This is a genomic window from Streptomyces sp. NPDC005863, from assembly GCF_042871345.1.
Lineage (GTDB): Bacteria > Actinomycetota > Actinomycetes > Streptomycetales > Streptomycetaceae > Streptomyces.
The window spans coordinates 1,107,061-1,129,002 of sequence record NZ_JBIAII010000002.1 but is presented as its reverse complement, the minus strand read 5'-3'; the positions used below and the strand labels follow the sequence as shown (position 1 = coordinate 1,129,002).

The following is a 21,942-nucleotide window of genomic DNA, read 5'->3' as shown; positions in this document are numbered from 1 at the left end:
CGCGCACGGTCTGACGACGCTCGCGCAGCGCGCCCACCAGCATGGTGGTCAGTTGGGAGACGACGCCGCCGACGGTGGCGGGAAGGGCCAGGGCCTGAGCGATGTCCGCTCCTCCTCCTCGGCGAGCGCCTTCTGGAGCGCGGCGACCCGCCCGCGCAGGTCCTCGCCCCGCGCCCGCGACGCCGACGCCCTGGCCCGCAATTTCTCCATCAGTGACGCCATGAGCCCGCCCCCTCACCGCGAGATCGACACCTCCAACGGCCCGTGGGGCAGAGCATGTTGGCGTACAGCCCACCCCCATACTGTAGGAGCGGATCACGAAACATCGCCAACAGATCCCAATGGTCCTGCAACTGGGTAAATCAGGATCATGCGCCTTGTAGAGGCGGCGCCCGCGTCCCGCGACTCGGGCAGATGTAACCGCAGGGGCCAGGCTGAGACTTTCAATAGGCCCTCCCGGCCGTGGACCGCCAGGTAGCCACTCAGCTATTCGCGTACTCTCGATGGTCTCCCACGGCTCCATCGGTCAGCTCTCTCACGATGTCCATGTGCCCTGCATGCCGGGCTGTCTCCTCCAGCATGTGAATGAGCACCCACCGCATCGTCACCTGGCGCCCGTCCCATGCCGTGCCCACTTCCTCGAGTCCGGTCTCGGCGATCGCACGGTCGGCCGCAACGCGCGCACGCCTGTAGAACGCGAGGATGTGCTCGGCCGTCTCGTCATTGGCCACCGACATGTCCTCCGATTCCGGGTCGAACCACAGCGGCTCCGTCTCGCGTCCGAACGTCTCGCAGAACCAGCCGTACTCCACGGCCGCCAGATGCTTCACCAGGCCCAGAAGACTCGTCCCCGAAGGCGTCATCGGCTGCCGGACCTGCACCTCATCCAGCCCCTCCAGCTTCCACAGGACAACATCCCGGTGCCGGTCCAGAGCAACATGCAGGCTCTCCTTCTCGCCCCCTTGGTGAGGGACGTGCCGGGTTGTCCCGCCTACCTCTGCGTTCATCTGAGCGCCTTCCTACCCGTGTCCGCCGACGTCTCGCGGAACGTAGCAGCGGCCACTGACAGCACGACCAGCCGGACAACGATCACCCCAGCAAGGGAGTCGACTCTGGTGCGGGCCGACGCCATCAGCTACCTGAGCATGTGCGAGAACCAGATCAGGGTCTCCACGCTCGGACGTCTCGCTCGGCGCGGCGAGCACGGCATCGGTGTTGAACGTCAGCCCGGTCTCCTTGATCGCGGCCGCGGTGCCGTGCTCCCCGTACCTGCGGGGATGTTCTCCTGGAGAGCGCAGCCAAGCTGTCAGCGCAGCTGTGCTCCCCGCGCCCGCGGGGATGGGTCCCGAGGGAACCACCCCGCTCAGCCCGGACGTACGGTGCGCTCCCGCTGGGATGGTCCCCAGGCCCCGGAGAAGCTGGCAAACGATGACGACAGGCGCGGCGAGCGTCCAGTGAACTCGGACTTGCCGGGGCCTGACGACGGCTCGGGTTCAATGAGATCCGACGGCGGTGGACGACAGGGGTAGGTGGCCCTCGGGAGTCCGATGCGTCGCCCCGCTGGGCTCGAACTTTGCTGGAACGTCTGGATCTGCCTCCCGAGCTCTGTAATTTGTCCTGGAGCGGCTGCACACCACCTTCACTCATGCGGCGATCCTCCTGAAAGGTACGCAGATGTCGGACGGTTCATTGGGGCGCTTCTCCGGACGTGGAAGGTCTGAGTTCGAAGTACCTGTTGCCCTCGCCGGAAAGACTTTGCTCGCTGAGGCCTGGGGGAGGGTTCTCAGTCAGGGGTTTACGGTCGAGGGTGACTACCGGGAGGGAAATGCCGTCCTGAGGGAATGGGTCGGGCAATCGGGTTGGGGCAACGAGAAGGCTCACATCGTGATACCGCCGAAATACAAAACCCTCGTCATATCCAAGGGCGGACGGAATCCGGGGCGCTGGCACCTCTCCCTCAGCGAACTGACGGACGCACCCAAACTCTCGGTGGAGTCATCCGGGACCACTTCCCGCGTCTATTCCTACCTCGGAGAGAAGACCGAGGCGGAAGTGGATTTCGAAGGAAATGGCGCCGTGTGGTTCAGCGACTTCCGGTGGCGCAGGAGGCAGAAGCTGATCGGGCACACCGGAAAATTTCGCGGCACGATCGTCATTCCTGGACCGGGGCTCGTCGCGGTGACCGGTGGCCACGGCGGCGCTTTGGCCTGGGGGTCCCAGCCTGGCTGGAAAGTGATCCTGAGTCCCGCGTGAGCGCCTGCTTGTCGTCCCCCGGCGAGCGTCACGAGAAGAAGGCAGACAGTTCCGCCGACGTCGGTTCGACGCCGAGCCCTCGTGCCAGAGCCGACACCGGGCATACGCTGCGGAGCAGCAGACGGCTCAGCGGGATGTTCACCGCATGCCGCAGCGCGCGGGCCCGCCTGATCGTGCTGCTGCTTGTACGGGCGGGGCTGCGACGTGGAGAGGCGGCCGGACTGCGCCGCAGCGACGCTCCTGCTGCCGGACTCGCGGGCTCTGGGCTGCGAGTATCCCGGGGCGCGCCACGTGCGGATGGAGTCCACTCGGTGCGCTCCACTGGGTGCGGAGTGCGTTACATGTGGTCCCAGCTCCATCGTCACGGCCATGGGCAAGCTGCTGTGCTCCCCTGACTTTGTCCACGGGAATGGGTTCTGGTCCACTTGCTGTGGACGCGTACGCAGCGTGACTATCGATCTCATCGTGACGGGGGCTGAGATAGTCCGAAAATCGCCCGGCCGGTGTGCGGTGTGGTAGTGCTGCGTCGTGAACGAAGTACGGCAGGGCCGGGGCTCGCATGACTGACGTCTTAGGGGCGCCCGCCAGCCGCAACACCCTGCTGCGGCTGATCGCCTCGCTCCCGGATCCGCCTATTGCCACGCCCCGTGTGGTTGGGGTGAATGAATACGCCCAGTGCAAGGGACAGGTCTACGGGACCGTACTCGTCGACATCGAGACACGTCGTCCGATCGACCTCCTGCCCGACCGGGAGGTGGACACCCTCGCGGCCTGGCTCGCCGAGCGACCCGGCATCGAGATCGTCTGCCGAGACCGCGCCCCCTTCTTCGCCGACGGCGCCACCCGCGGTGCCCCGCAAGCCAACCAAGTGGCCGACCGTTGGCACCTCTGGCACAACCTGGGCGAAGCCGCCGAGAGGTGCGTCTACCGTCATCGCGGCTACCTGCGCCCTACGCCGGAACAGCCGGAGGAACCCCAGGAGCAGGTGGAGTCGCTTGTGTCATCGCCGTGGCCCACCGGACACCGCTTCGCCGAACGCACCCGCGCCAAGCACGCCACCATCCACGCGCTCCTCGCCGCCGGGCACAGCAAGCGAGGAGATCAAGGAACGGCTATCCCCGCGGTTACGCCGGCGTCCGTGCCCACGTCTGCAGGAACCTGCGCGGCAAGCCTCGGCCGGTCGGAGCCCGCCCGCCATCGGCCCGCGCCGTCACGCGCCGGCTTCTCACCCACCCCGACGCCCTACCCGAAAGCTACCGGATCCAGCTCGAGGCTGTCCTGGCCAACTGCCATGAACTTACGGCGCTTTCCGAACACATCCGCTCCTTCGGCCACATGGTCGCTCACCTTCAGGGCCATCAGTTGCCGACCTGGATCGAAGCAGCCACCGCACTACCGACCTGCCCAGCCTCCGGCACTTCGCCCAACACCTCGAACGCGACCTCGACGCCGTGACCGCGGGCCTCACGCTGCCCTGGAACTCCGGCGTCGTGGAAGGCCATGTCAACCGGATCAAGATGCTCAAGCGGCAGATGTTCGGCCGCGCAGGATTCGAACTCCTCCGCAAACGGGTCCTGCTCTACGCATAGGACTCCAGATCAGGAGTCTTCCTCGACGAGGCCGAACCCTTCAGGGAAGCCCAGCAAGAAGTCGCGACGCGACGGATCGTTCTCCTGCGAAGCCATCGATCCGAGCAGATCCATGAACTCGCTTCGCTGATCACCCGACAGATGAGACATCAGAGCAGCGACACTCTCCAGGACCTTCACCGCGTCATCCGGGTCCATCTGCTCGTCCTCACACCTTTCGACGAACCAGAGGACGTCGACCAGCGCCTCTGCCAGAGCACAGGTCAGCGACGGGTACCCAGACACAGAACGACCTCCTCGACGGCGACTGACAGAGCACGGTCATCTCACCACACACCACTGACGTCACCGCCGGTGAGCTCTTCACAGTAAGTGGACCAGAGCCCTTAGAGGCTCTGGTCCACTTACTGTGGTCGCGTACAAAATATGACGTTTCTTCCTTCACCAGCTCACCGCCCGAGACGATGGGTGCACCGTAATCGTCGGAGAAGAAGCGTCGGCGATACGCAACAGCACGGCGCCGCTGATGATCAATCGTCTACCGTCTGGGGAGGCCGAACGGTAGGCAGGGTCCGCCTTCGATGCGGCCTTCGGGCAGATGAGCGGCGCGGGGGAGGATGGCTGTGGCTGTTCCTTGGGAGTTGGTGATCTCGACCGCAGGTGGTGTCGCCGCTACCGTCGTGGGTGTCCTGGCGGGAGGTGTCATCGGACGGCGTGGTCAGAACGAGCAGTGGGTCCGGGACAACCGGACGGCCACGTACGCGTCGTTCCTGCGAGAGTTCGTCGCGGTCGAGATCGAGCTTCGTACGGCGTTCCTCGCAGACCGCGCGCACCGGCTGGACTGGGCTCCGTGGAACGCGGCACTGGTAGCCCTCAGTCTGGTCGCCACGCGGGAGGTGGCTGCGGCGGCCGCGGAACTGACCGGCGCGGTCGGCCGGTTCGCCGAACTGGTCGCTCGCTCGCCAAAGACCCGTGAGGACCTCCGAGAAATCCAGGAGGCGCTGGCCAAAGGCCAGTTGCGTTTCGTGAACGCGGCCCGCATCTCGCTGGACCACTCGCAGCCGCCGCTCGACTGGCAACTCGGCGGACCACCGGCCTGGGCGATGACCGAGCCGTACGCCCCTGATCCGGCTGCCAACGAACCCGCATAGCGGGCAGGGCGCAGTCACGTACAGATTTCGATCACACCCCGTGCGCGACCACAGAGAGTGGACCAGAACCCGATTAGACCTCCACAGCCACTGCACGGTTTCGGTTCCTGCCTGCTGCCGAAGCGACTCGTCCTTCCCCAGGGGCGCAGGTGCGCGGGCTGCTGGTGGCCCGCCACGGACAATCACGATCGGCGAGTGCCCGCACGACTGGCTCTTCCCCCGCGTGTCCGCCCTCGTCCACCACGCCGGCTCAGGCACTGTGGGTGCCGGGCCGGTGTGCCCGCTGTACCGGTACCTCTCGTACTCGACCAGCCCTTCTGGGCCCGCCGCCTGACCGCCCTGGGCCTTTCCCCCGGGGTACGTCAGCGCTCGGCGCCTGACAGCCGACAGCCTCTCCACCACCCTGCGCACGGCACTTCAGGACACGCAGTACCGCGAACGGTGCACCAAGATTTCCAGAACCATCGAGAGCGACGACGGAACGATCGCTGTCCGGGACGTCACGCGCCTGGACGGGAACCGGCTGCTGCCGGAGAGCGACGACATGCGATGTGGGCTGTGCGAGTTCCTGACGTAGTTGCTGGTTCTCCAGCGTGAGCTGGTTGATGGTTCGGACGAGTGCGGGGACGTCGGCGCGGAGCTGATCAAGTGCTGCGTTCTTGTTCGCGATCGTCTTTTTGAGCTGCGTGATCGTCTTGCGGAGGCGGACTTCGACGTCTGGTGTCTCTCCGCGTTGCTTGACCCGCGTGCAGAACTCGTTCTTCAGGTCGAGATGCCGCTGGGTGAGGGCATTTCGTGGGACGTCGGCTTCCTGGGCGAGAGCGACGATGGTGAGGGCGCCGTTGGATGCCTGTGAATCTTCATGACACTGATCCTGCCTGTTCGTTCCGTCCCTGTGCCACGACATGCTGCGCGGAGCCGCCACCAATTGGGATGGCCTGCATGGGTTTGTGGGGGAGGGGTGATCGCGAGGTGTGGGGACTGTCTGACGCGAGACTTGCTGCGTCATACTCGCCCGGAGGCGGGCTTCTACAGGCCCGGAAGGCATGGTGTCTCGGACACCGGTGGTCCGGCACGGTAGCGCCGGAGCGGGGCAAGGTCAGGTAGGCCCACCCCGGCGCAGTGACTTTCAGTGACAGATGAGAGGGTCTGGCGGGTGAGTGAGCCACCGAAGAACACCCTGCAATACCGCTTCGACGGGCCCGAAGACGCCCCCGTCCTGATCCTGGGCGCCTCCCTCGGCACCACATGGCACATGTCGTAGAAACCGTCTTCAGGCGTCCACGTGGTCCGAAACGATGGCGTTTGCACCTGTCCTGAACGCCGTGATCCCGGTGCGTCGATGGTGTTGGTGACTTTCCTGTGACTCGTGGGGCGCTTGTGGCGCCTTGCACATGCGGCAGGACGGGCCTGCCGGGACGTTGTTCGGCGAGGCCCGTCCTGCCGCACCCGACCGGTCTCCGACGCCTGTTGAGGGCTGCTCGCCACAGGGTCGTCTGCTCGGCTGGTGCGTCGGAGGTGGGAGGTGCCGTGGCCAGGCGGACGCGCATTGTTGTTAACGGCGCGGGGTTCTGTCTGCACGGCTTCTGTGTCACGTCGTTGTCGGGCGGCGTCGATAACTTGGCCGGGCCGGTAGACGTTTTCCAAGAAGGCGTATCGCTTGAGTTCGGGCATGGTTCGGTCGTCGGGAGCGGCAGCGATGTATTCGCGCAGGATGCGTCGCAGCGGTGCGGTATCGGGTTCGAATACGAGGTCCAGCTCTGGGGTGGGATGTCCCTGGGAATGAGGTAGCGGTCGCCATATGAAGGGTCTACCTTCCACATGACGTCCTTCATTCTTTTCCAGTCTCAGTTCTTGACGCGTTCCGATGAGGGGACTTGATCGAGAATGCGTGGCTGTGGACATGCAGTGCTCGTGCGGTGTCGCGTTCAGACTGCTCGCAGAGCTTGAAGTGAGCATCCTTGGTGTTTCCGGATGGAGTTGCTGGGGCGGGCGGGACGATGGTGAGTGCTGTCCCGGGTCTGGGCTTGGCTCCTGACTTTTCTGACCGTGGTGTCCTGATCTCACCCTGCCGGCTGGTGTCCGGGGATGGTGCGTTGTCGGTGCCGGGCCGGCGGGGCGTGTCCCGATAGGGGCTTGCTGTTCGTTGTGGCGTCTCACGATTCTGACCGCCCGTCAGGCCCGGTTCCGGCAATGTGACGCGTCGGCGGACGGACCGGAAGGGGAACGAGCATGGCCAGTGCGACCGTGCCCACGGCAACAGCAGTTACGCGGACGCGTCGCCGTGAAGTGGCTGGGGAGATCGTGCTGGGAGTGGACACGCATCGCGACGCGCATGTGGCGGCGGTGCTGTCGGTCACGGGGACGGTCCTGGACACGGGTGAGTTCCCGGCCACCGCGGCGGGCTATCGCGAGCTGCTGAAGTGGGCAGGGACGTTGGGCTCCGTGCGTCGGGCCGGAGTGGAGGGGACCGGCTCGTATGGGGCGTCGTTGTCCCGCTATCTGTTGAGCCAGGGCGTTGATGTGTTTGACGTGAACCGGATGGACCGGGCTGATCGTCGTCGGCGCGGCAAGTCGGATCCGCTCGATGCGCAGAACGCGGCGCGGGCGGTGCTGAGCGGGCGGGCGCGCGCCCGAGCCAAGGCGGGCGACGGGCCGGTGCAGATCGCGCGTATGTACAAGCTCGCGAAGGCGTCGGCGGTCAAGGCCCGCACGCAGGCCATCAATCAGCTCAAGTCTGTTCTCGTCACCGCTGATCCTGTCCTGCGGGAGGAGTTGGCGCCGCTGGGCAGCGCCGAGCTCGTTCGGACCTGTGCAGGGTTTTCCGGCTCGGTCGTTCAAGGCGAGGGCGGTGAGGAGACGGTGCTGCAAGCCACTCGGATCACCCTGGGGCTGCTGGCCTGCCGGATCGGCCAGCTCTCCGAGCAGATCGAGGAGGTCGAGGCGCGGATGGCGCGGCTCGTGGCGTGCCATGCTCCGCAGTTGCTCGAGGTGGTGGGGGTCGGTCCCACTACGGCGGTCGCGTTGCTGGTCGCGGTGGGCGACAACCCCGAACGCCTGGAGAGCGAGGCGTCGTTCGCCGCGCTGTGCGGAGTCAGCCCGGTGGAGCGTTCTTCGGGGCGCCGGCAATTCCGCCGCCTGAACCGGGGTGGTGATCGTCAGGCCAACGCCGCGCTGCACCGCATCGTGTTCACCCGCCTACGCGTTGATGCGCGTACGCAGGAGTATTACGAGCGTCGGCTGAAGGAGGGCAAGACCCGGCGGGAGATCATCCGATGCCTCAAACGCTATGCGGCCCGGGAGGTCTTCTCCTTGGTCCGGCAACTGCCGCTCAGCCCTCCTTGTTGAGGTGGCGTTTCGAAGCGAGACGGCGCGCAGGTAACGCTACGAGCCTGGGTTGTCGTCCGCGATTTCGTATGGGGCAGGCGCGGTGAGCGGGATCAACTGCTCTTGCGGTTCTGATCCGCTCCGGCTGTTCTCGGAGCGGATCAGAACGACGGTCGGGCGGATTAGTTCAGGCCGCTCACCCGCGGGATGTCGCCCGGTGCTGCCGCGTCAGCGGCCGGGAGGGCGTTGTTCCAGAGGCGGACGTCGCTGATCTGAGCGTTGGCGTATTCGCCGTAGCTGCCTCGGTATAGGCGGCGGCCGATCTCGACCGGGCCGTTCGCGTTCCAGGACGTTCCGGCGTAGTGCCCACGCGTGCTCAGGCTGCCGTTGACATAGAGACTGAGGGTTTGCGACTCGGCTGACAGCGGCCAGCAAGAATTCCCCACGTACGGCCAGTTGGAATGGTTACTCAGGGTGTGCAATTGGTGGGGCGCGCTCTGGTCAGAGCCGAATGGCCCTCCGGGCACCGCCCGTACCGCGAGCGGTCAGTGTTTGGCGCCGCACAAGCGCATCACTGACGACCGGTACTGCTTCGCTGCGTGCTGCGCATCCATGTGGCCGACGCGGATCTGGTGGTCGGCGGCGTGGCCGAGAGCGATCACCGCGGCGACCAGCCACTCGGTCTCCAGGCTGACCGTGAACTCGCCGCTTTTGCGTCCACGGCGGATCAAAGCCTCCAGGCGCTGCTCGACGGGTACGTGACGAGACGCGTCGGCCTCCGGCTCGCTGCCTGCATGGTCGAAGGCCGCCTGCTCGGCCAGCAATGTCCCGGCCGCGTCGAGGAACCGGCCGAGGGCTTCCGTGGCGGTGCCAGCCTCAAGCGCGGCAGCATCCAGCACAGCGAAAGCACGACGGCTCAGCTCATCGCGCACCGACGCCAGAAGTCCCTCACGGGTACCGAAGTGCACGTAGGCGGTCTGCCGTGTCACACCGGCCGCGGAAGCGATTTCCAACATGCTCGCCTCAGGGCGCTCGGCAAGCACCCGGACCGCCGCCGACAGCACGGCTGCGCGATTGCGTTGCACCTCTACTCGCTGACGGCGACGCCTTATCTCTGACACGATTGACAACTATATGGCACATCCCAAGACTGACAGGTATGTCAGAAATAACTGAAGAGGCGGCGCGCCGCCTCCTGATCGACTACACGCGCGACATGGCCCTCTCCGACGAGGACCCGGCACAGATCGTGGGTCGCACCCTGACCGACGACGCGGTCTGGGTCACCGACGGCACCGAGCTCACCCGCGACCAGTTGATCGCGCACGCGGCACCGGCCCGCAAGAACGTCACCGCCAGCGAGATGCGGGTCGATGATCTCCTCGTCGACGGCCATCGGTTCGCCGCACGTTGCTGCCTCAGCGCGGAACACCGCAAGCTCGGACACGTGGTGAGCGAGTGGCTCCTGATCGGCGAGGTCGCCCATGACGGACGGGTGCGGCATATCCATCAACTCGGCCGTACTCCCCCCGCCAAACCGGAGACGGGAGAGTGATCCGCCTGCGCATCCGGCCAGTTCAGGGCCTGGCCCTGATGTCCACCGGTGCGCTCGCCGGCGCATTCGGCTACGGAGCGGCCAACCTCGTCCCCGCCTTCAACGCCGTACCGCTCGACATGAGGCTGTCCTTCCACACCCAGTTGATGCAGATGAACGGCATCACCATGCAAGGCGCCATGGGCGTGTCCGCGCTCAGCACCCTCGTACTTGCCGCCATCACGCGTGGCATCACACGGCGCCTGGCCGGAGGAGCCGGAATCCTCGTCGTCTCGTCTCTCTTGATCACCCGCCTCGGCAACGTTCCCATCAACAGCCGAATCAAGCAGTGGGCGGCCACCTCGGCACCTGCCGATCACGCTGAGATCCTGGCGCGCTGGGAGATGTTCAACTACGCACGCACGGGCGCCGCATTCGCTGCCTTCGCGCTGCTGATTCTTCTCTCCCTACGCCGAAGCCACTCTCGTCAATCTCCAAACGGCAGCCCCTGGGGGCCTTCGAGGCGTGCCACCTGAATCGACAATGGGCACGCTCTGTGACATTGGTGGCCAGATGACTCCCCGCTAGATGGCCGCCAGCGGGGAATTCCAACTGGCCGCTGGCACTCGGCGTCGAAGACGCCGACGAGGTGGGTCCACTTGCCGAGGGCCGGTCATCTCCCGGCCCCCGCACTCATAACGAGCGACGTACTGAACTGGCACGTGATCGACCGTATCCTCCACTTCGAACGCGCGTGCCGTGAAGGAGGTGTTGGGATCGCGGCCCGCTCCACGGATGGTGGACGCGTCACAAAGGGGCTGTGCCGTGCCAGGTGGGGTGCGGCGGTCGACTTCGTGTCCACGTGTTCCCGATGACCCAGCACGTTGAGTGTGTCGCGATCCTTGAGCCTGCTGGGAACCCGCGCGGCCTCCGCATCGGCGGACAGGTGGCACGTCCTGCTGACACGGCGACGAAAGGGGCCCGGGGCACTGCGAGTCCAGCCACGACGGGCCCGCAGACGACGCACCGCACTTCCGGCGGAGCGCTCAGCCCTGAGCCGCGCTGAAAGGTCTCCACCTGTTCGCGAGCAGGGAGGTGAGTTCGTCGGCGGCATCGCGGCATGCGTCCGTGGTGCGCCAAGCGATGTGGCCGTCCGGTCTGACCAGAACGGCTCCTTGCTCACCCACCTCGTAGAGGTCCGGGAGGTTTTGCTGATCGCCGGGCGTGAGGGCGACCAGGCCGACCACCTGGAAGGGAAGAAAGGTCTCGAACCGGCTGCGCCGCAACGCGTGTGTCCATCCCTCGGAGTCCGCGGTGATGAACGTGAGTCCGTTGTGCAGGAGGAGGTCGTGGATCGGGTGTGGTCTTCCCTCGTACAGGACCATGGCATGAGGGAGGCGGGCGCCGGGCCAGGTCGTGGGGCGATAGCTGACGACACCCTCGCCTTCGAGCGGCTGCGGGCCTTGTTCGCGGCAGATGAGGGGACCGTCGTAGGCGTAGCCGAACTCCATTCCCGTGGAGGCGAAGTGCTCCAGTTGCGCCGGGATCCTGGAGGCGATTTCCGTACGGAGCCGACGTGCCCGGAGGCTGTCGCCCTGCAGCACTCGGGTGCGGCGCAGCTGCAGGCGTGTCACGAGGTCCGCGGTCGCGGCCATCAGCCGTCCGGGAACCGGTGAAAGCAAGGGGTGGCTGACGGCTTCGGTGGCCGCGCGAAGAGCCCGGTTGGTGATGCCGAGCGGCCTGGTCACCTCGTCGAGGCGGAAATGGTTGGCGACGCTCTGCTCGGCGAAGCATTCGACGACGGGTCGGCGTTCTGTCTCGTAGGTGTCGAGGAGCGTGTCGTTGGCGGAGCCGTCGAGCACCGCAGCGATCTTCCAGGCGAGGTTGTGGGCGTCCTGGACACCGCTGTTGAGGCCGAATCCGCCGGTGTGCGGGAAGCGATGTGCGGCATCGCCGGCGAGGAGCAGCCGACCCTGGCGGAAAGTGTCGGCCGTGTGGGAGGTCATGGTCCAGGTACCGGTCGAGCGGATCTCGACGGGCACGTCCGGTCCCAGGACCTTGGGGAGGATGTGACCCCAGTAGGCCCGGCTGTCGCGCGCGATCCGCTGTTCCGTGTGGAGGTAGGCGGTCATGAGCACGTAGTCGCCGCCCCCGTGGGAGATCAGGACGCCACAGAGGTTCGGTTCGTAGATCCAGGTGAGCAGGGGTGCCCCCTTGCCCTTCGGGTGGAGGTCGGGGGCGTTGAAGAAGACGCTGCCCATGTTCGCCAGCACCCTGCCCCGCATACGGATCCCGGCGCTTTCACGGACGGCGCTGTTGGCGCCGTCGGCGGCTATGACGAACCTCGCGCTCACGTCCTTGATATGGCGGGCCGTGGTGCCGCGCCGGAAGTCCACGAGCGGTTCGCGTTCCAGGGCGTTCCAGAGTACGGGCATCAAGAGATGCTGTCCGATGTGGGAGATCAGGAACGGGCTGTGGGTGCGTACGCGCGCGAGTTGTCCGGAGTCTTCGAGGAGGTCGATCTCGCCCAGGGGTTCGTCGGCGAGCCGGGAGTTCCAGCGGATCATGTTGATGGTCTCGACCGGTGGGGCCAGCGCCGTGATCTCCTGTGCCAGCTTCGGTGACGCGTGGTGCCAGATTTCGAGGGAGCGCGCGTTGAGCACGTGCGCCGCGGGATGCAGCAGAGGCTGCGTTCGCCGTTCGAGGACGGTACTGGGTATGCCGTGGCGGGCGAGCAGGAGGGCGAGGGTGCATCCTGTCGCCCCCGCTCCGACGATGAGGATCGGCTCGGCCGGTTTGGTCGTTTCGATGGGCATGGCTCAGAGCGTCTTCCATGTGATCGCCCGCTTGTTGGCCCGCGGCTTCGTGCCTGGGCGGGTACCGGCGCCGGGCTTGAGCAGGTCTGTCGGGGATGCACCGCTCCTGAGGCGTTCGAGCAGGTAGCCGGGGTCGATGTCGGTCCCGATGGGGTTGTCGGCGAAGGCGGTGCTGTCGAAATGTTCCGCGGTCGCCCGGGACGTGGGGAAGTTCTCGGTCTGGAATTCCAGGCGGATGCCGTCGGGGTCCTCGTAGTAGAGGGAGATCGTGGGGCCGTGGTTGATCGCCCACACCGGCAGGACTCCGGCCTGCCTGAGGCGGTCGTAGTTCGACAGCAGCCGCTCCAGCGACCGGAAGGTGAAGGCGAGATGGTCGATTCCGTAGACCTTCCGGCGGAACCGGGCCAGGGGGAAGGCGTATCGAAGGAGGCGCGGGACCTTGACGAGGGCCAGGCGGTGGCTCTCCTCGTCCCAGGTGAGGAAGGCGATCTGTTTGTCCTCGTGGACGACGTGCGCTCCGAAGACGCTGCGGTACCAGGCGATCATCTCCTTGCTGCGAGCGGTCTTGACGACCCAGTGGGCCAGGAAGTCCGGAGTGAGGGCGTCCGCGGGAGGTGATCCCTGGGCAGCCGCGGTGTCGGGGTTCGTGTGCTGCATGTGCTGTCCTTCCACGGGTCCACTCAGGGCGTGGTGATGGTGGTGTGCTGCATGCCCAGGTCGATGGACCGGTCGGCGTTGTGGATGGCGGCGGTGATGACGTCACCCGGCGCGAGGTAGGGCTTCTTCAGGTTCTGGCGGATGAACAGGGCCCACAGTTTGTCCTCGGGCAGCAGGGCGGTGGCGAGCCGGCGCAGCAGGGCGGGAGGTGTCGTGGCCGTGCACCCGTGGGGGGTACCGGTGAGGAGGAGGTCACCGGGGCTGAGGTTGCAGAAGGTGGTCAGCTCGGTGAGGGTCTCGGCGGGGCGGTAGAGCAGGTTGGCGGTGCTGTCCTGCTGACGGAGCTGTCCGTTGACTTCGAGGCGCAGGGCGAGTTCGTCAAGGAGGGGGAGCTCGTCGGGTTCCGGCACGGCGAGGAAGGGGCCCACGGGGCAGAACCCGCGGTAGCTCTTGCCCTTGAGGTACTGGCCCTGGGGCAGTTGGACGTCGCGGGCGGAGAGATCGTTGGCGATCGTCACCCCGAACACGTACTCGTGGAGGTTCTTCACCGTGACCTCCTCCGGCTCGGTGACCTCCTTGCGTAGCACCAGGGCGAGTTCGATCTCGTGGTCGAGGAGGCGCACGTGGCTCGGCCGAGCGACAGACGCGCGCGGGCCGGTGAGCGAGGCGTCGGTCTTGTCGAAGAAGAGGTTGAACGCGCGGGCGTCGGGGTCCATGCCGGAGTCGATCGCGTGCTGACGGTAGTTGGTTCCCTGGCAGATCACCCGGCAGGGCCTCGTCACCGGGGACAGCAGCTCCACGTCGTCCAGGTGGAAGGGCGCGGGCCGGCGGCTCGCGGAGCGCCAGTCGTCGGTGCCGTGCTGGATGAGATCCGCAGTGGTGCGGTAGGTGTCGCTCAGGGGCGAGAGCCCACCGTCGACGACGACACCCCACCTGATGTCGCCGCCGTCGGAGCGGTAGTGGGCCAGATGGGTGACCATGGACGAGCCTCCGGGGTGGTGGGTCTGGCGTAGGAAACGGGGGGCGGGTTGGCGTGTGGGCGGCCGGTTCGGTCGGCTTCAGTCGACGAGGTCCAGGGCGGCGCACACGATCGCCGACTCGTCGATGCCGTGGTGGCGGTACACGCTCGCCAGGTCGCCCGACTGCCCGAACCGGCTGACACCGAGGTGGGCGGCGGGAACGCCGTGCACTCCGGCGAGGAAGGCCAAGGTGTGCGGATGTCCGTCGAGCACCGTGACCAGGGGCCTGGCCGTCGAGGCGGGCAGCAGGGTGTCGAGGATCCGGTCCGGTGCGGCGCTCATGCCGCGGCGTGCCTGTAGGGCCTCGAAGAGGAGACCGGGGCTGGTGACGCACAACACGTCCGCCGGCTGGCCCAGGGCGGTGAGACGGTCCGCGGCCGCGACGGCTTCCGGCATGAGCGCACCCATGGCGGCGATAGTCACGGCGGCACCCCCGGTCCGGCGCAGCACGTACCCGCCCGCGACGGTCTGCCTGCGGCGTCGCTCGCGTGCCACGGGGTCGACCGGCACGTCGGCGAGCGTCTGGTCGACCGGCCTGGTCGACAGGCGCAGATAGGCCGAGCGGCCGTCCTTCCTGCCCAGGCGGGCAAGGGAGGCGAGCAGGACCCATTCGGTGTCCTGGGCGAAGGCCGGTTCGTAGGTGGTACAGCCGGGCTGCTCCAGGCCGATCGAGGGCGTTTTTACCGACTGGTGTGCGCCGCCCTCGGCAGCGAGGGTCACACCGGAGGGGGTCCCGACGAGGATCGACTGGCCGCCGGAGTAGATACCGAAGGACCACGGCTCCAGGGCCCGCTCCACGAACGGGTCGTACAGGACGCCGATGGGCAGCAGCGGCTGGCCCCAGCGGCTCCACGTGGAGCCGAGCTCGCCCAGGGCGCACACGAGGTTGGTCTCGGCGATGCCGAGCTCGATGTGCTGGCCGGTGGGGCTTTCCCGCCAGTGCAGGAGGGTGTCGGGGTCATCGGCGAACCAGTTGTGGCGTTCAACGGCGGACCAGGCGCCGACCTTGTTGACCCAGCCGCCGAGGTGCGTGGTGGAGCTGACGTCGGGGCTCAGCGTCACCACGCGCGCTCCGGTCTCGGGGGCCGACCTGAGGAGGTCGAGCAGGGTGCGGCCGAGGGCCGCCTGGCTCGACTGGGTTCCGGAGACGGTCCGGCCCAGGTCGGCCGGTACGGGCGGAGGGTCGGCCTCGGGGACCGGGGGGCGGGCAAGGCGTGCCGAAGCCTCGGCACAGGCGACGGCCTCGGGGCTGTCGGCGGGAAACCGGGCCCACTTGTCCGCGAGGTCCACGCCGAGCTGGGCAGCAAGATCGGCGACCTGGGATGCGGTCAGCAGCGAGGAGTGGTTCTGGGGATGCCCTTCGGTGGGCAGGCCGTACCCCTTGACGGTGTAGGCGAAGATCACCGTGGGGCGGCTGTCGTCGATGGTGTCGAACGCGTCTGCGAGGATCTCGTGGTCGTGGCCGCCCAGGTTGCGCAGCGCACGCAGTAGATCCTCGTCGGGGACTTCGGCGAGGAGGGAGCGGATCCGGTCCGTGTCGGCGCCGGTGCCGGGAAGGCGCTCGCGCAGGTCGGAGGCCGAGAGCCGGAGCAGCCGCTGGTACTCAGGGTTGGTCATCGTGTCGAGTCGCTCGCGCAGGGCGCGACCACCGGGGCGGGTGAACAGGTTCTCCAGGAGGCTGCCGTACTTGACGGTGACGACCTGCCAGCCGGCGGCGGCGAACATGCCCCGCAGTCGGTGGGCGGCGATGTCGGGCACCACGCGGTCCAGCGACTGGCGGTTCACGTCCACGATCCAGACGACCTCGCCCAGGTCCGCGACCATCGGGTCGAGGATGGCCTCCCAGCAGGCGCCTTCGTCCAGTTCGGCGTCGCCCATGAGGGAGTACTGGCGACCGCGGCCGGCTCCACCGAAGCGGGCGTCGACATAGCGCCGTGCCAGCGCGCCCCAGACCGGCGCCGTCGCCCCGATGCCGACCGATCCGGTCGAGTAATCGGCCGGATCGGGGTCCTTGGTACGGCTGGGATAGCTCTGCAGGCCGCCGAACTCACGCAGCGTCGTGAGGTATCTGGCGTCGAGGTCGCCGAGAAGGTACTTGATCGCGTGCAGCACCGGTGACGCGTGGGGTTTGACCGAGACGCGGTCCTGCGGTTGGAGGTGCTGGAGCCACAGCGCGGTCATGACCGAGACCATCGACGCGCTCGATGCCTGGTGGCCACCGACCTTCAGGCCCGAGGGGTTCTCTCGCACGTTGTTGGCGTGGTCGACCATCGCGGCGGAGAACCACAGGACACGCCGCTCGACGGATTCCAGCACCCCGGCCGGAAGGCGGGTCGGGTTGTTCGTGGCAGCCGGCATCACGGGCTCCTGGCAAGGGCTGACGTACCGCGTCAGCGGTGTCGGGGGGGGGCGGAACGGACCCCACCATGAAGCCCCGCGTCGCCGTGCCGTCGCTTGGACTGTGGTGCAAACGTACGCGCCCGGCTTGTACTCCAGTCACCTTGCGGGCCGGGAAGCCCGTTCCTGACTGCCCGAGGACGGCGCCGGGTCCAGGTAAAGGACCGCCTCGCCGAGCTCCTCGACCAACGTCAAGGCGGCCTGGAGCTGCATGCGCCGCACGCCGATCTCTCTCCCGCGCAGCTGTTCCGCCCGCTGCACCCGGTAGGCGACCGTGTTGCGTGCGACATGTAGATGTTCGGCCGCGCCGTTGAGGCTGCGCTCCTCGTCCAGGTAGCACTTGAGCGTGGCCCGAACCGTGGCGGTGGACTCACCGGGACCCGCTAGTCCGCCGAGCTCGCGCAGCACGAACTCGCGGGCCAGGTCGATGCGGTAGCTGAGCATGGCCACCAGGTCGAGTTCTCCGTAGTCGAAAAGCCAACGACCGCCGGACGATGGATCGTGGGACATCATGCCGACCCGGGCGGCCTCGAGCGCCTGGTGGTGGCTGTCCCTGAAACCGCCGAGCGACGGGGCTGTCAGCCCGGCGGCGATCCGGATTCCGGGGCTGGGCCGGGGTGTGCCGTTCGCGGGGAGACCAGGTGACCGGCGGACACCGGAACCCCAGGCCCACACTCTCCGGTCGCCGACCGGCACCACCAGGGTCGACGTGCAGCCGGCCGCACGCAGCAGGTCGACCGCGGCCTCCTCCAGCCGGCCCGACCACACGGGGGTCGGATCGTCGGCCCAGGCAACGACAGCCAGATGCTGCCTGGTCAGGTCGTACCCGAGAACGCGCGCGGCACGATCCAGCGGCACCGGGTCGCCGTGCACGATGCTCTGCACGATCTCCATACGTGCGGCGGCGGCACTGGCCAGCCACGCCTGCTGCACCTGACCGAAGTCGCGGGCCATATCGGCCGTCAGTTCGTCGACGACTCTGAGCATCAGCTCGCAGACGCGCCGCATCGCCGTGAACCGCTCGTCGCCCGACAGGAGCCGTTCACAGGCGTCCAGCACCTCGTGGACGGCGAAGGAGTGGCCCACGTTGATGGCGCGCAGCATGTGCTCGATCCCGACGCCCCGGCTCACCACCTCGGCCGTGCCCAACAAGACCTCGGGAACGTCGGCAACATTGAAGTCCCGCTGGTCGGACAAGGCGGCGACCAAGCCCAGGGCGACCGCCTCGCAGCCCCTTCGAAGTTCTTGCGCGATCCCGTCGACGGCGAGTTCCGGGATCTCTTCGGTGATGTGTACCGCCATCGCCGCGCCGAGCTCTATCGCCCAGCCGCAGGGGCCCGCTCCGACTCGGGTCGCGAACTCCGCCAGCCTGGGCGGCGGCAGGACCGAGTGGGCCAACGTGTCTGTGTCACGTGGACTGAGCTCACCCAGCCATGTACCGATCACGCTCAGGGCCTCCTTCTGCTGCTTCACACCACCGTCGCCGACCTGGCGAGCATCACCAGCCCGCAGCTGGAAAGCCGAGGAATGCTTCCAGAGCGAGCGTCCCCAGTGAACCGCCTGCGGTCCGAAACCGAGACTGGCTGGGGGCGTGGCGGGGGAGTCGTCGAAAAGCAATGCGCCGTTGGTCCCCTCGCATGTTCGGCCTCCGGGCCGGTGAATCCGGCCGTCGCGGACTGCGCACCGATGGTGGTCGTGGCGCGCGAGCGGGTCCGTCCCCGGGAGTGGATGTCCGTGGCCGTACGAGCCACGTGTGCCGCAGGTACGTGGAGTGCATCTCGTGGGCCATGGCGGTGACTCGCGCCCCGCAGCGAGGTGCGGCTCATTCGGCGACGCCTGTAACAGGAGAGACTCCGGTGCCACTCATAGTGGTAGGCGTCATCGCCTCAATTGCGGTGCGGGTGCTGGTGAGGATGTCCTCGCTCGAGATGTGGCCGATATAGCCATCGGGGCGGACGAGCAGCAGGGTGTCCGCGGCGAGCCCGTGGACCGCCCCGAGTGTCCCCGCGGAGTCGGTGAGGACGTGGTCCGCGTGTTCGGCGGGGGAGCCGACTGCGATCCGCTTCAACTGTGCGCCGACCGCGGGCCATTCGAGCTGGTCGAGGGCGTCGGAGGCGCGGCGGCCGTGGGCGAGGGCAGTGAAGTGCGGTCCGCGGAAAACGTCGAACAGCCTGACGTGCTTGCCGTCGCTGCCGGTCAGTGCGGCGTCCGGTGCCCGGTCACCCACGCGCAGTGTCTTGGTGCGGTCGCTGTCGGCGGGGGCGAGGGGGCCGCCGAAGTAGGTGAGGGCAAGCTGCTGTTCGTCCTTGCCTCGCTTGAGGCTCGATGGGTCGAGCTTGGCTATTCCGTCGTACTTCTTCGTGGACAGTCCGAGCACTTCGGCGGCGATCGGCATCCGTTCGGCCTCGTAGGTGTCCAGGAGCGCGGGGTCCATGCCGGCCAGGACCTGGGCGAGCTTCCAGCCGAGGTTGTAGGCGTCCTGGATGCCGGTGTTCAGTCCCTGGGCTCCGGCCGGGGTGTGCACGTGTGCGGCATCGCCGGCGAGGAAGACGCGCCCCTGACCGTAGCTCTCGGCGAGGCGGATGTTGGGCCGGAACACCGACGTCCACTGGATGTTGCTCAGTGTGATGCGCCGGTTGCCGGTGGCCGAGCGGATCCGTTCGTTGAGCTGTGCCTCGTCGAGCATGGGCTCCTCGTCGGCGTCCAGCCGGATCATCCACTGAAACAGTTCGCTGTGGGGAAGCGGGCAGGCGCCGGTGAACTTGCCCCCGGTACGCGGCCACATGTGCCACCGGTCGCGGGACAGGCCCGTGGTGACGACATCCACGATGATCATCCGGTCCTGCTCGTCCGTCGAGCCGGTGAAGCCGATGCCGAGTTGCTTGCGGACGGTGCTCGAACCGCCGTCGGCGCCGACGACATACCGGGCGGTGATCTCCTCGATTCCGTCGGGGCCTGTCACCTTGGCGGTAGCGAGGTCGCTGTCCTGGGTCAGTTCGACGAGCCCTGTCGCGAACTCGACGTGGTGGCCGAGCTGTTCGAGGCGGGCGTGCAGCGCGCGGTCGGTGCTGTACTGGGGTATCAGCCAGGTGTTGGGGTACGGAACGTCCGCGCTCGGCTGCCGGTTGCGCATCATCCGCCATGGTGCCGCCAGGGGGCCGAGATGGATTCCGAGGAGCGGATAGGTGGTGCCGCCCGCCAGGATGGAGTCGAGCGCTCCTAGGTCCTCCAGCACTTCCAGGGTGCGGGGCTGGATGCCCTTGGCCCGTGAGCCGTCGAAGGCGTGGTCCGACTTGTTGACGATGCGGATGGCGAGGCCGCGGCGTGCGAGGTCGATCGCCAGCGCGGTGCCGGTCGGCCCGGCGCCGATGATCAGGACGTCGAGGGGCTGAGTGTGGTTCATGAGTCTTGCCTTTCCGTGCGGGTTGCCATGAACGAGGCGATCCGCTCGGCGACTTCGCGGGGCCGTTCGTAGGCGGCCATATGGCCGCAGTCCGGAATGACGTGGCACTGCTGCGGCTTCAACAGGGAGCGTGCCGTGTCGAGTTGGTCGATGGGCGTGACCTTGTCGTCGTCGCCCCACAGCAGCAGCGTCGGTATGCCGAGTTCGCCCGCACGTCGGAACAGCTCGGTGCGTCCGGACAGCGGCAGATGCTGGAGCGTGTCGAAGAACGCGTACAGCGAACCCTCGTACCGGTAGGCGTCGAGCACCATCGCGGCCAGCTCGGCGGAGAGCTGCGGATCACGCACGTTGGAGCCGAGGTGGCTCTCCAGCAGCCGGCGCCCGAACCGCCGGGCCACGAAGCCGGCCAGCAGATCACTGGCGAGCAGCCGGTGCGGCGGCACCTTCTGCGGGGCGAGCCCGGCAGGTCCCGCCAGTGTCAGGGTCGCCAGCGACTCGCTATGCCGTCCGGCGTACTGCATCGCGACGAGGGCGCCCATGGAGGTGCCGACGAGATGCACCGGCCGCTTGATGCCGAGCTTTTCCTTCAGCTCGACGAGCTGGCGGACGAACAGCGTTTCGTCGTATGTCGCCCGCACCCGGTCGGAGTATCCGCGTCCGTACGCGCTGCACGCCAGGGTGCGCAGCCCGCGTGACCGTAGCTCCGCCGCCGTCCGGTCCCAGTAGGACAGCGGAACCGTGAGCCCGCCGGCCAGCAGGACGGTGTCGCCGCCCTCGGGGCCGGCCAGCTCGTAGTGGGTGACACCGTCGGACAGCTCGATGAAGCTGCCGCGCAGGCTCTGCCGCGCGGCCGGGAGGCGGCGGTCTTCGCCGGCGGCTACGAAGTACTTCACGGTCGGCCTCCTTGCTGCCACTGCGAGCTGTCCGCAGGGGAGTCGAGGAACTTTGCGATGGCGCCGCCGACCCACTGCGGGTCCTCTTCCGGCAGCAGATGGCCACCGTCGGCGTGGACCAACTCCTGGGCGCCCTGGATGTCCTGGGCGAAGTGCTGGGCATTGATGCTCGCGCTGCGCAGCACCAGCGTCGGCACCGCGATGCGCGGAATCTCCGCGCTGCGGTCGGGCTGGTCGGTGTTGACGAAGTCGACGAAGGCCGATCGGTTCCCGGGCCGGCTCATGAGCTGGTACGAACGCTCGACCATCGCGTCGTCGACGATGTCCGAGTGCGGGCCGACGGCCGCGAGCAGGTTTCGCTCGATCGCGCGGCGCGGCATCGTCCGGCGGAGCAAGGGACGCAGCAGCGGATTGCGGGCCAGCCGCAGGCCCGCCGGGACCGCCTTCTCCGGGTAGCCGGTGGCGTTGACGATCACCAGACCGCTGACCCGCTCCGGACGGTCCAGCGCGAGGTTCCACGCGATGTTACCGCCCAGCGAGTTGCCCACCACGGCACTGCTGCGCACGCCCAGTACGTCCAGAAAACGGGCGACCGTGGCCGCGTACGTCGGGACGCGATAGTCCCGGTCGTCGCGGGACTCGGTGAGCCCCCATCCCGGCAGGATCGGGGCGGATGACGTCGTACGACGCCGACAGTAGGGCCGCCACCTCCTCGAAGTGGTGCAGGGACGAGGCGCTGCCGTGCAGCAGCACGACCGTGGGCCCATGGCCGGCTCGTTTGTAGTGGAACCGCAGGCCATCGACGTCGGCGAATCGTGAGTCGGATTGGGGTTCAGACCAGACATTCATAACCGCCGACCTTCGCCAGATCCGGACCAGATGGGTTCATGCCCCGCTCCTCCT

The 21,942-nt window shown here is 67.5% G+C and carries 19 protein-coding genes and 3 pseudogenes; 9 read left to right on the top strand and 13 right to left on the bottom strand.

Going from position 1 to position 21,942, the window contains the following annotated elements; all coding sequences use genetic code 11:
* Window positions 1–48: 48 nt before the first annotated feature.
* Window positions 49–222 carry a hypothetical protein gene (locus ACFYO9_RS11055; RefSeq protein ID WP_355806001.1) on the bottom strand — a complete coding sequence of 58 codons (174 nt, stop codon included), beginning with the start codon at window positions 220–222 and terminating at the stop codon, window positions 49–51.
* A gap of 260 nt (window positions 223–482) precedes the next feature.
* Window positions 483–1,007, bottom strand: coding sequence for a DinB family protein (locus ACFYO9_RS11050; protein WP_355806004.1), 525 nt, complete (start codon window positions 1,005–1,007; stop codon window positions 483–485).
* Window positions 1,008–1,674: 667 nt separating this feature from the next.
* Between ACFYO9_RS11050 and ACFYO9_RS11045 the strand changes: the two genes are divergently transcribed.
* The 3 genes and pseudogenes from ACFYO9_RS11045 to ACFYO9_RS11035 all read left to right on the top strand — a co-directional run bounded on the left by ACFYO9_RS11045 (window position 1,675) and on the right by ACFYO9_RS11035 (window position 3,842).
* The gene (locus ACFYO9_RS11045; RefSeq protein WP_358773708.1) at window positions 1,675–2,253 is read left to right on the top strand and encodes a hypothetical protein; all 579 of its coding nucleotides are present in this window, start codon (window positions 1,675–1,677) and stop codon (window positions 2,251–2,253) included.
* A gap of 559 nt (window positions 2,254–2,812) precedes the next feature.
* Window positions 2,813–3,139, top strand: a pseudogene (locus ACFYO9_RS11040) (transposase); the annotation flags it as partial.
* A 484-nt stretch (window positions 3,140–3,623) separates the two neighbouring features.
* Window positions 3,624–3,842: a transposase gene (locus tag ACFYO9_RS11035; protein WP_388666203.1), complete on the top strand. Its 219-nt coding sequence runs from the start codon at window positions 3,624–3,626 to the stop codon at window positions 3,840–3,842.
* Between the two features lie 9 nt (window positions 3,843–3,851).
* On the opposite strand, the gene ACFYO9_RS11030 is transcribed toward ACFYO9_RS11035, so the two are convergent.
* Window positions 3,852–4,127, bottom strand: a complete 276-nt coding sequence (locus ACFYO9_RS11030) for a hypothetical protein (protein ID WP_358773710.1) — start codon at window positions 4,125–4,127, stop codon at window positions 3,852–3,854.
* A gap of 359 nt (window positions 4,128–4,486) precedes the next feature.
* Here ACFYO9_RS11030 and ACFYO9_RS11025 point away from each other — a divergent pair, with 359 nt between their 5' ends.
* The 4 genes and pseudogenes from ACFYO9_RS11025 to ACFYO9_RS11010 all read left to right on the top strand — a co-directional run bounded on the left by ACFYO9_RS11025 (window position 4,487) and on the right by ACFYO9_RS11010 (window position 8,341).
* The gene (locus ACFYO9_RS11025) at window positions 4,487–4,993 is read left to right on the top strand and encodes a hypothetical protein (protein WP_358773712.1); all 507 of its coding nucleotides are present in this window, start codon (window positions 4,487–4,489) and stop codon (window positions 4,991–4,993) included.
* Between the two features lie 577 nt (window positions 4,994–5,570).
* The gene (locus ACFYO9_RS11020; protein WP_358773714.1) at window positions 5,571–5,849 is read left to right on the top strand and encodes a hypothetical protein; all 279 of its coding nucleotides are present in this window, start codon (window positions 5,571–5,573) and stop codon (window positions 5,847–5,849) included.
* 300 nt (window positions 5,850–6,149) lie between these two features.
* Window positions 6,150–6,251 (top strand): annotated as a pseudogene (locus tag ACFYO9_RS11015) (3-oxoadipate enol-lactone hydrolase); the annotation flags it as partial.
* Between the two features lie 974 nt (window positions 6,252–7,225).
* A complete protein-coding gene (locus ACFYO9_RS11010; RefSeq protein WP_358773716.1) occupies window positions 7,226–8,341 on the top strand; it encodes an IS110 family transposase in 1,116 nt (371 codons plus the stop codon).
* A gap of 161 nt (window positions 8,342–8,502) precedes the next feature.
* Here ACFYO9_RS11010 and ACFYO9_RS11005 read toward each other — a convergent pair whose 3' ends face one another.
* Entirely contained in the window at window positions 8,503–8,766 is a 264-nt protein-coding gene (locus tag ACFYO9_RS11005) for a LamG-like jellyroll fold domain-containing protein (RefSeq protein WP_388666200.1), read from the bottom strand.
* Between the two features lie 99 nt (window positions 8,767–8,865).
* Entirely contained in the window at window positions 8,866–9,441 is a 576-nt protein-coding gene (locus ACFYO9_RS11000) for a helix-turn-helix domain-containing protein (RefSeq protein ID WP_358773720.1), read from the bottom strand.
* A gap of 38 nt (window positions 9,442–9,479) precedes the next feature.
* Here ACFYO9_RS11000 and ACFYO9_RS10995 point away from each other — a divergent pair, with 38 nt between their 5' ends.
* Window positions 9,480–9,875, top strand: coding sequence for a nuclear transport factor 2 family protein (locus ACFYO9_RS10995; protein ID WP_355806031.1), 396 nt, complete (start codon window positions 9,480–9,482; stop codon window positions 9,873–9,875).
* Window positions 9,872–10,390 (top strand): DUF1772 domain-containing protein, encoded by a 519-nt coding sequence (locus ACFYO9_RS10990; RefSeq protein WP_358773722.1) that lies wholly within the window; start codon window positions 9,872–9,874, stop codon window positions 10,388–10,390. The genes ACFYO9_RS10995 and ACFYO9_RS10990 overlap by 4 nt, the downstream gene beginning before the upstream one ends.
* A 510-nt stretch (window positions 10,391–10,900) precedes the next feature.
* Here ACFYO9_RS10990 and ACFYO9_RS10985 read toward each other — a convergent pair.
* From ACFYO9_RS10985 to ACFYO9_RS10950, 8 genes and pseudogenes are all read right to left on the bottom strand, one after another.
* Window positions 10,901–12,670: an FAD-dependent monooxygenase gene (locus tag ACFYO9_RS10985; protein WP_358773725.1), complete on the bottom strand. Its 1,770-nt coding sequence runs from the start codon at window positions 12,668–12,670 to the stop codon at window positions 10,901–10,903.
* Window positions 12,671–12,673: 3 nt separating this feature from the next.
* Window positions 12,674–13,327 (bottom strand): VOC family protein, encoded by a 654-nt coding sequence (locus ACFYO9_RS10980; protein ID WP_358773727.1) that lies wholly within the window; start codon window positions 13,325–13,327, stop codon window positions 12,674–12,676.
* 23 nt (window positions 13,328–13,350) lie between these two features.
* Entirely contained in the window at window positions 13,351–14,307 is a 957-nt protein-coding gene (locus ACFYO9_RS10975; protein WP_358773729.1) for a fumarylacetoacetate hydrolase family protein, read from the bottom strand.
* A gap of 78 nt (window positions 14,308–14,385) precedes the next feature.
* A complete protein-coding gene (locus tag ACFYO9_RS10970) occupies window positions 14,386–16,707 on the bottom strand; it encodes a pyruvate dehydrogenase (protein WP_388666136.1) in 2,322 nt (773 codons plus the stop codon).
* A gap of 135 nt (window positions 16,708–16,842) precedes the next feature.
* The gene (locus ACFYO9_RS10965; RefSeq protein WP_358773733.1) at window positions 16,843–18,216 is read right to left on the bottom strand and encodes a helix-turn-helix domain-containing protein; all 1,374 of its coding nucleotides are present in this window, start codon (window positions 18,214–18,216) and stop codon (window positions 16,843–16,845) included.
* Between the two features lie 349 nt (window positions 18,217–18,565).
* A complete protein-coding gene (locus ACFYO9_RS10960; protein WP_358773734.1) occupies window positions 18,566–20,146 on the bottom strand; it encodes an FAD-dependent oxidoreductase in 1,581 nt (526 codons plus the stop codon).
* Window positions 20,143–21,039 carry an alpha/beta fold hydrolase gene (locus ACFYO9_RS10955; RefSeq protein ID WP_358773736.1) on the bottom strand — a complete coding sequence of 299 codons (897 nt, stop codon included), beginning with the start codon at window positions 21,037–21,039 and terminating at the stop codon, window positions 20,143–20,145. Before ACFYO9_RS10955 ends, ACFYO9_RS10960 begins: the two co-directional genes overlap by 4 nt.
* Window positions 21,036–21,888, bottom strand: a pseudogene (locus tag ACFYO9_RS10950) (alpha/beta fold hydrolase). The gene ACFYO9_RS10955 and the pseudogene ACFYO9_RS10950 overlap by 4 nt, the downstream one beginning before the upstream one ends.
* Window positions 21,889–21,942: the final 54 nt, after the last annotated feature.

Excerpts from the sequence above, each read along its gene's own strand:
- ACFYO9_RS10985 (WP_358773725.1), bottom strand. The coding sequence starts at position 12,670 with ATGCCCATCGAAACGACCAAACCGGCCGAGCCGATCCTCATCGTCGGA.
- ACFYO9_RS10995 (WP_355806031.1), top strand. The coding sequence starts at position 9,480 with ATGTCAGAAATAACTGAAGAGGCGGCGCGCCGCCTCCTGATCGACTAC.
- ACFYO9_RS11055 (WP_355806001.1), bottom strand. The coding sequence starts at position 222 with ATGGCGTCACTGATGGAGAAATTGCGGGCCAGGGCGTCGGCGTCGCGG.
- ACFYO9_RS11050 (WP_355806004.1), bottom strand. The coding sequence starts at position 1,007 with ATGAACGCAGAGGTAGGCGGGACAACCCGGCACGTCCCTCACCAAGGG.
- ACFYO9_RS10975 (WP_358773729.1), bottom strand. The coding sequence starts at position 14,307 with ATGGTCACCCATCTGGCCCACTACCGCTCCGACGGCGGCGACATCAGG.
- ACFYO9_RS11045 (WP_358773708.1), top strand. The coding sequence starts at position 1,675 with ATGTCGGACGGTTCATTGGGGCGCTTCTCCGGACGTGGAAGGTCTGAG.
- ACFYO9_RS11010 (WP_358773716.1), top strand. The coding sequence starts at position 7,226 with ATGGCCAGTGCGACCGTGCCCACGGCAACAGCAGTTACGCGGACGCGT.
- ACFYO9_RS10960 (WP_358773734.1), bottom strand. The coding sequence starts at position 20,146 with ATGAACCACACTCAGCCCCTCGACGTCCTGATCATCGGCGCCGGGCCG.
- ACFYO9_RS10980 (WP_358773727.1), bottom strand. The coding sequence starts at position 13,327 with ATGCAGCACACGAACCCCGACACCGCGGCTGCCCAGGGATCACCTCCC.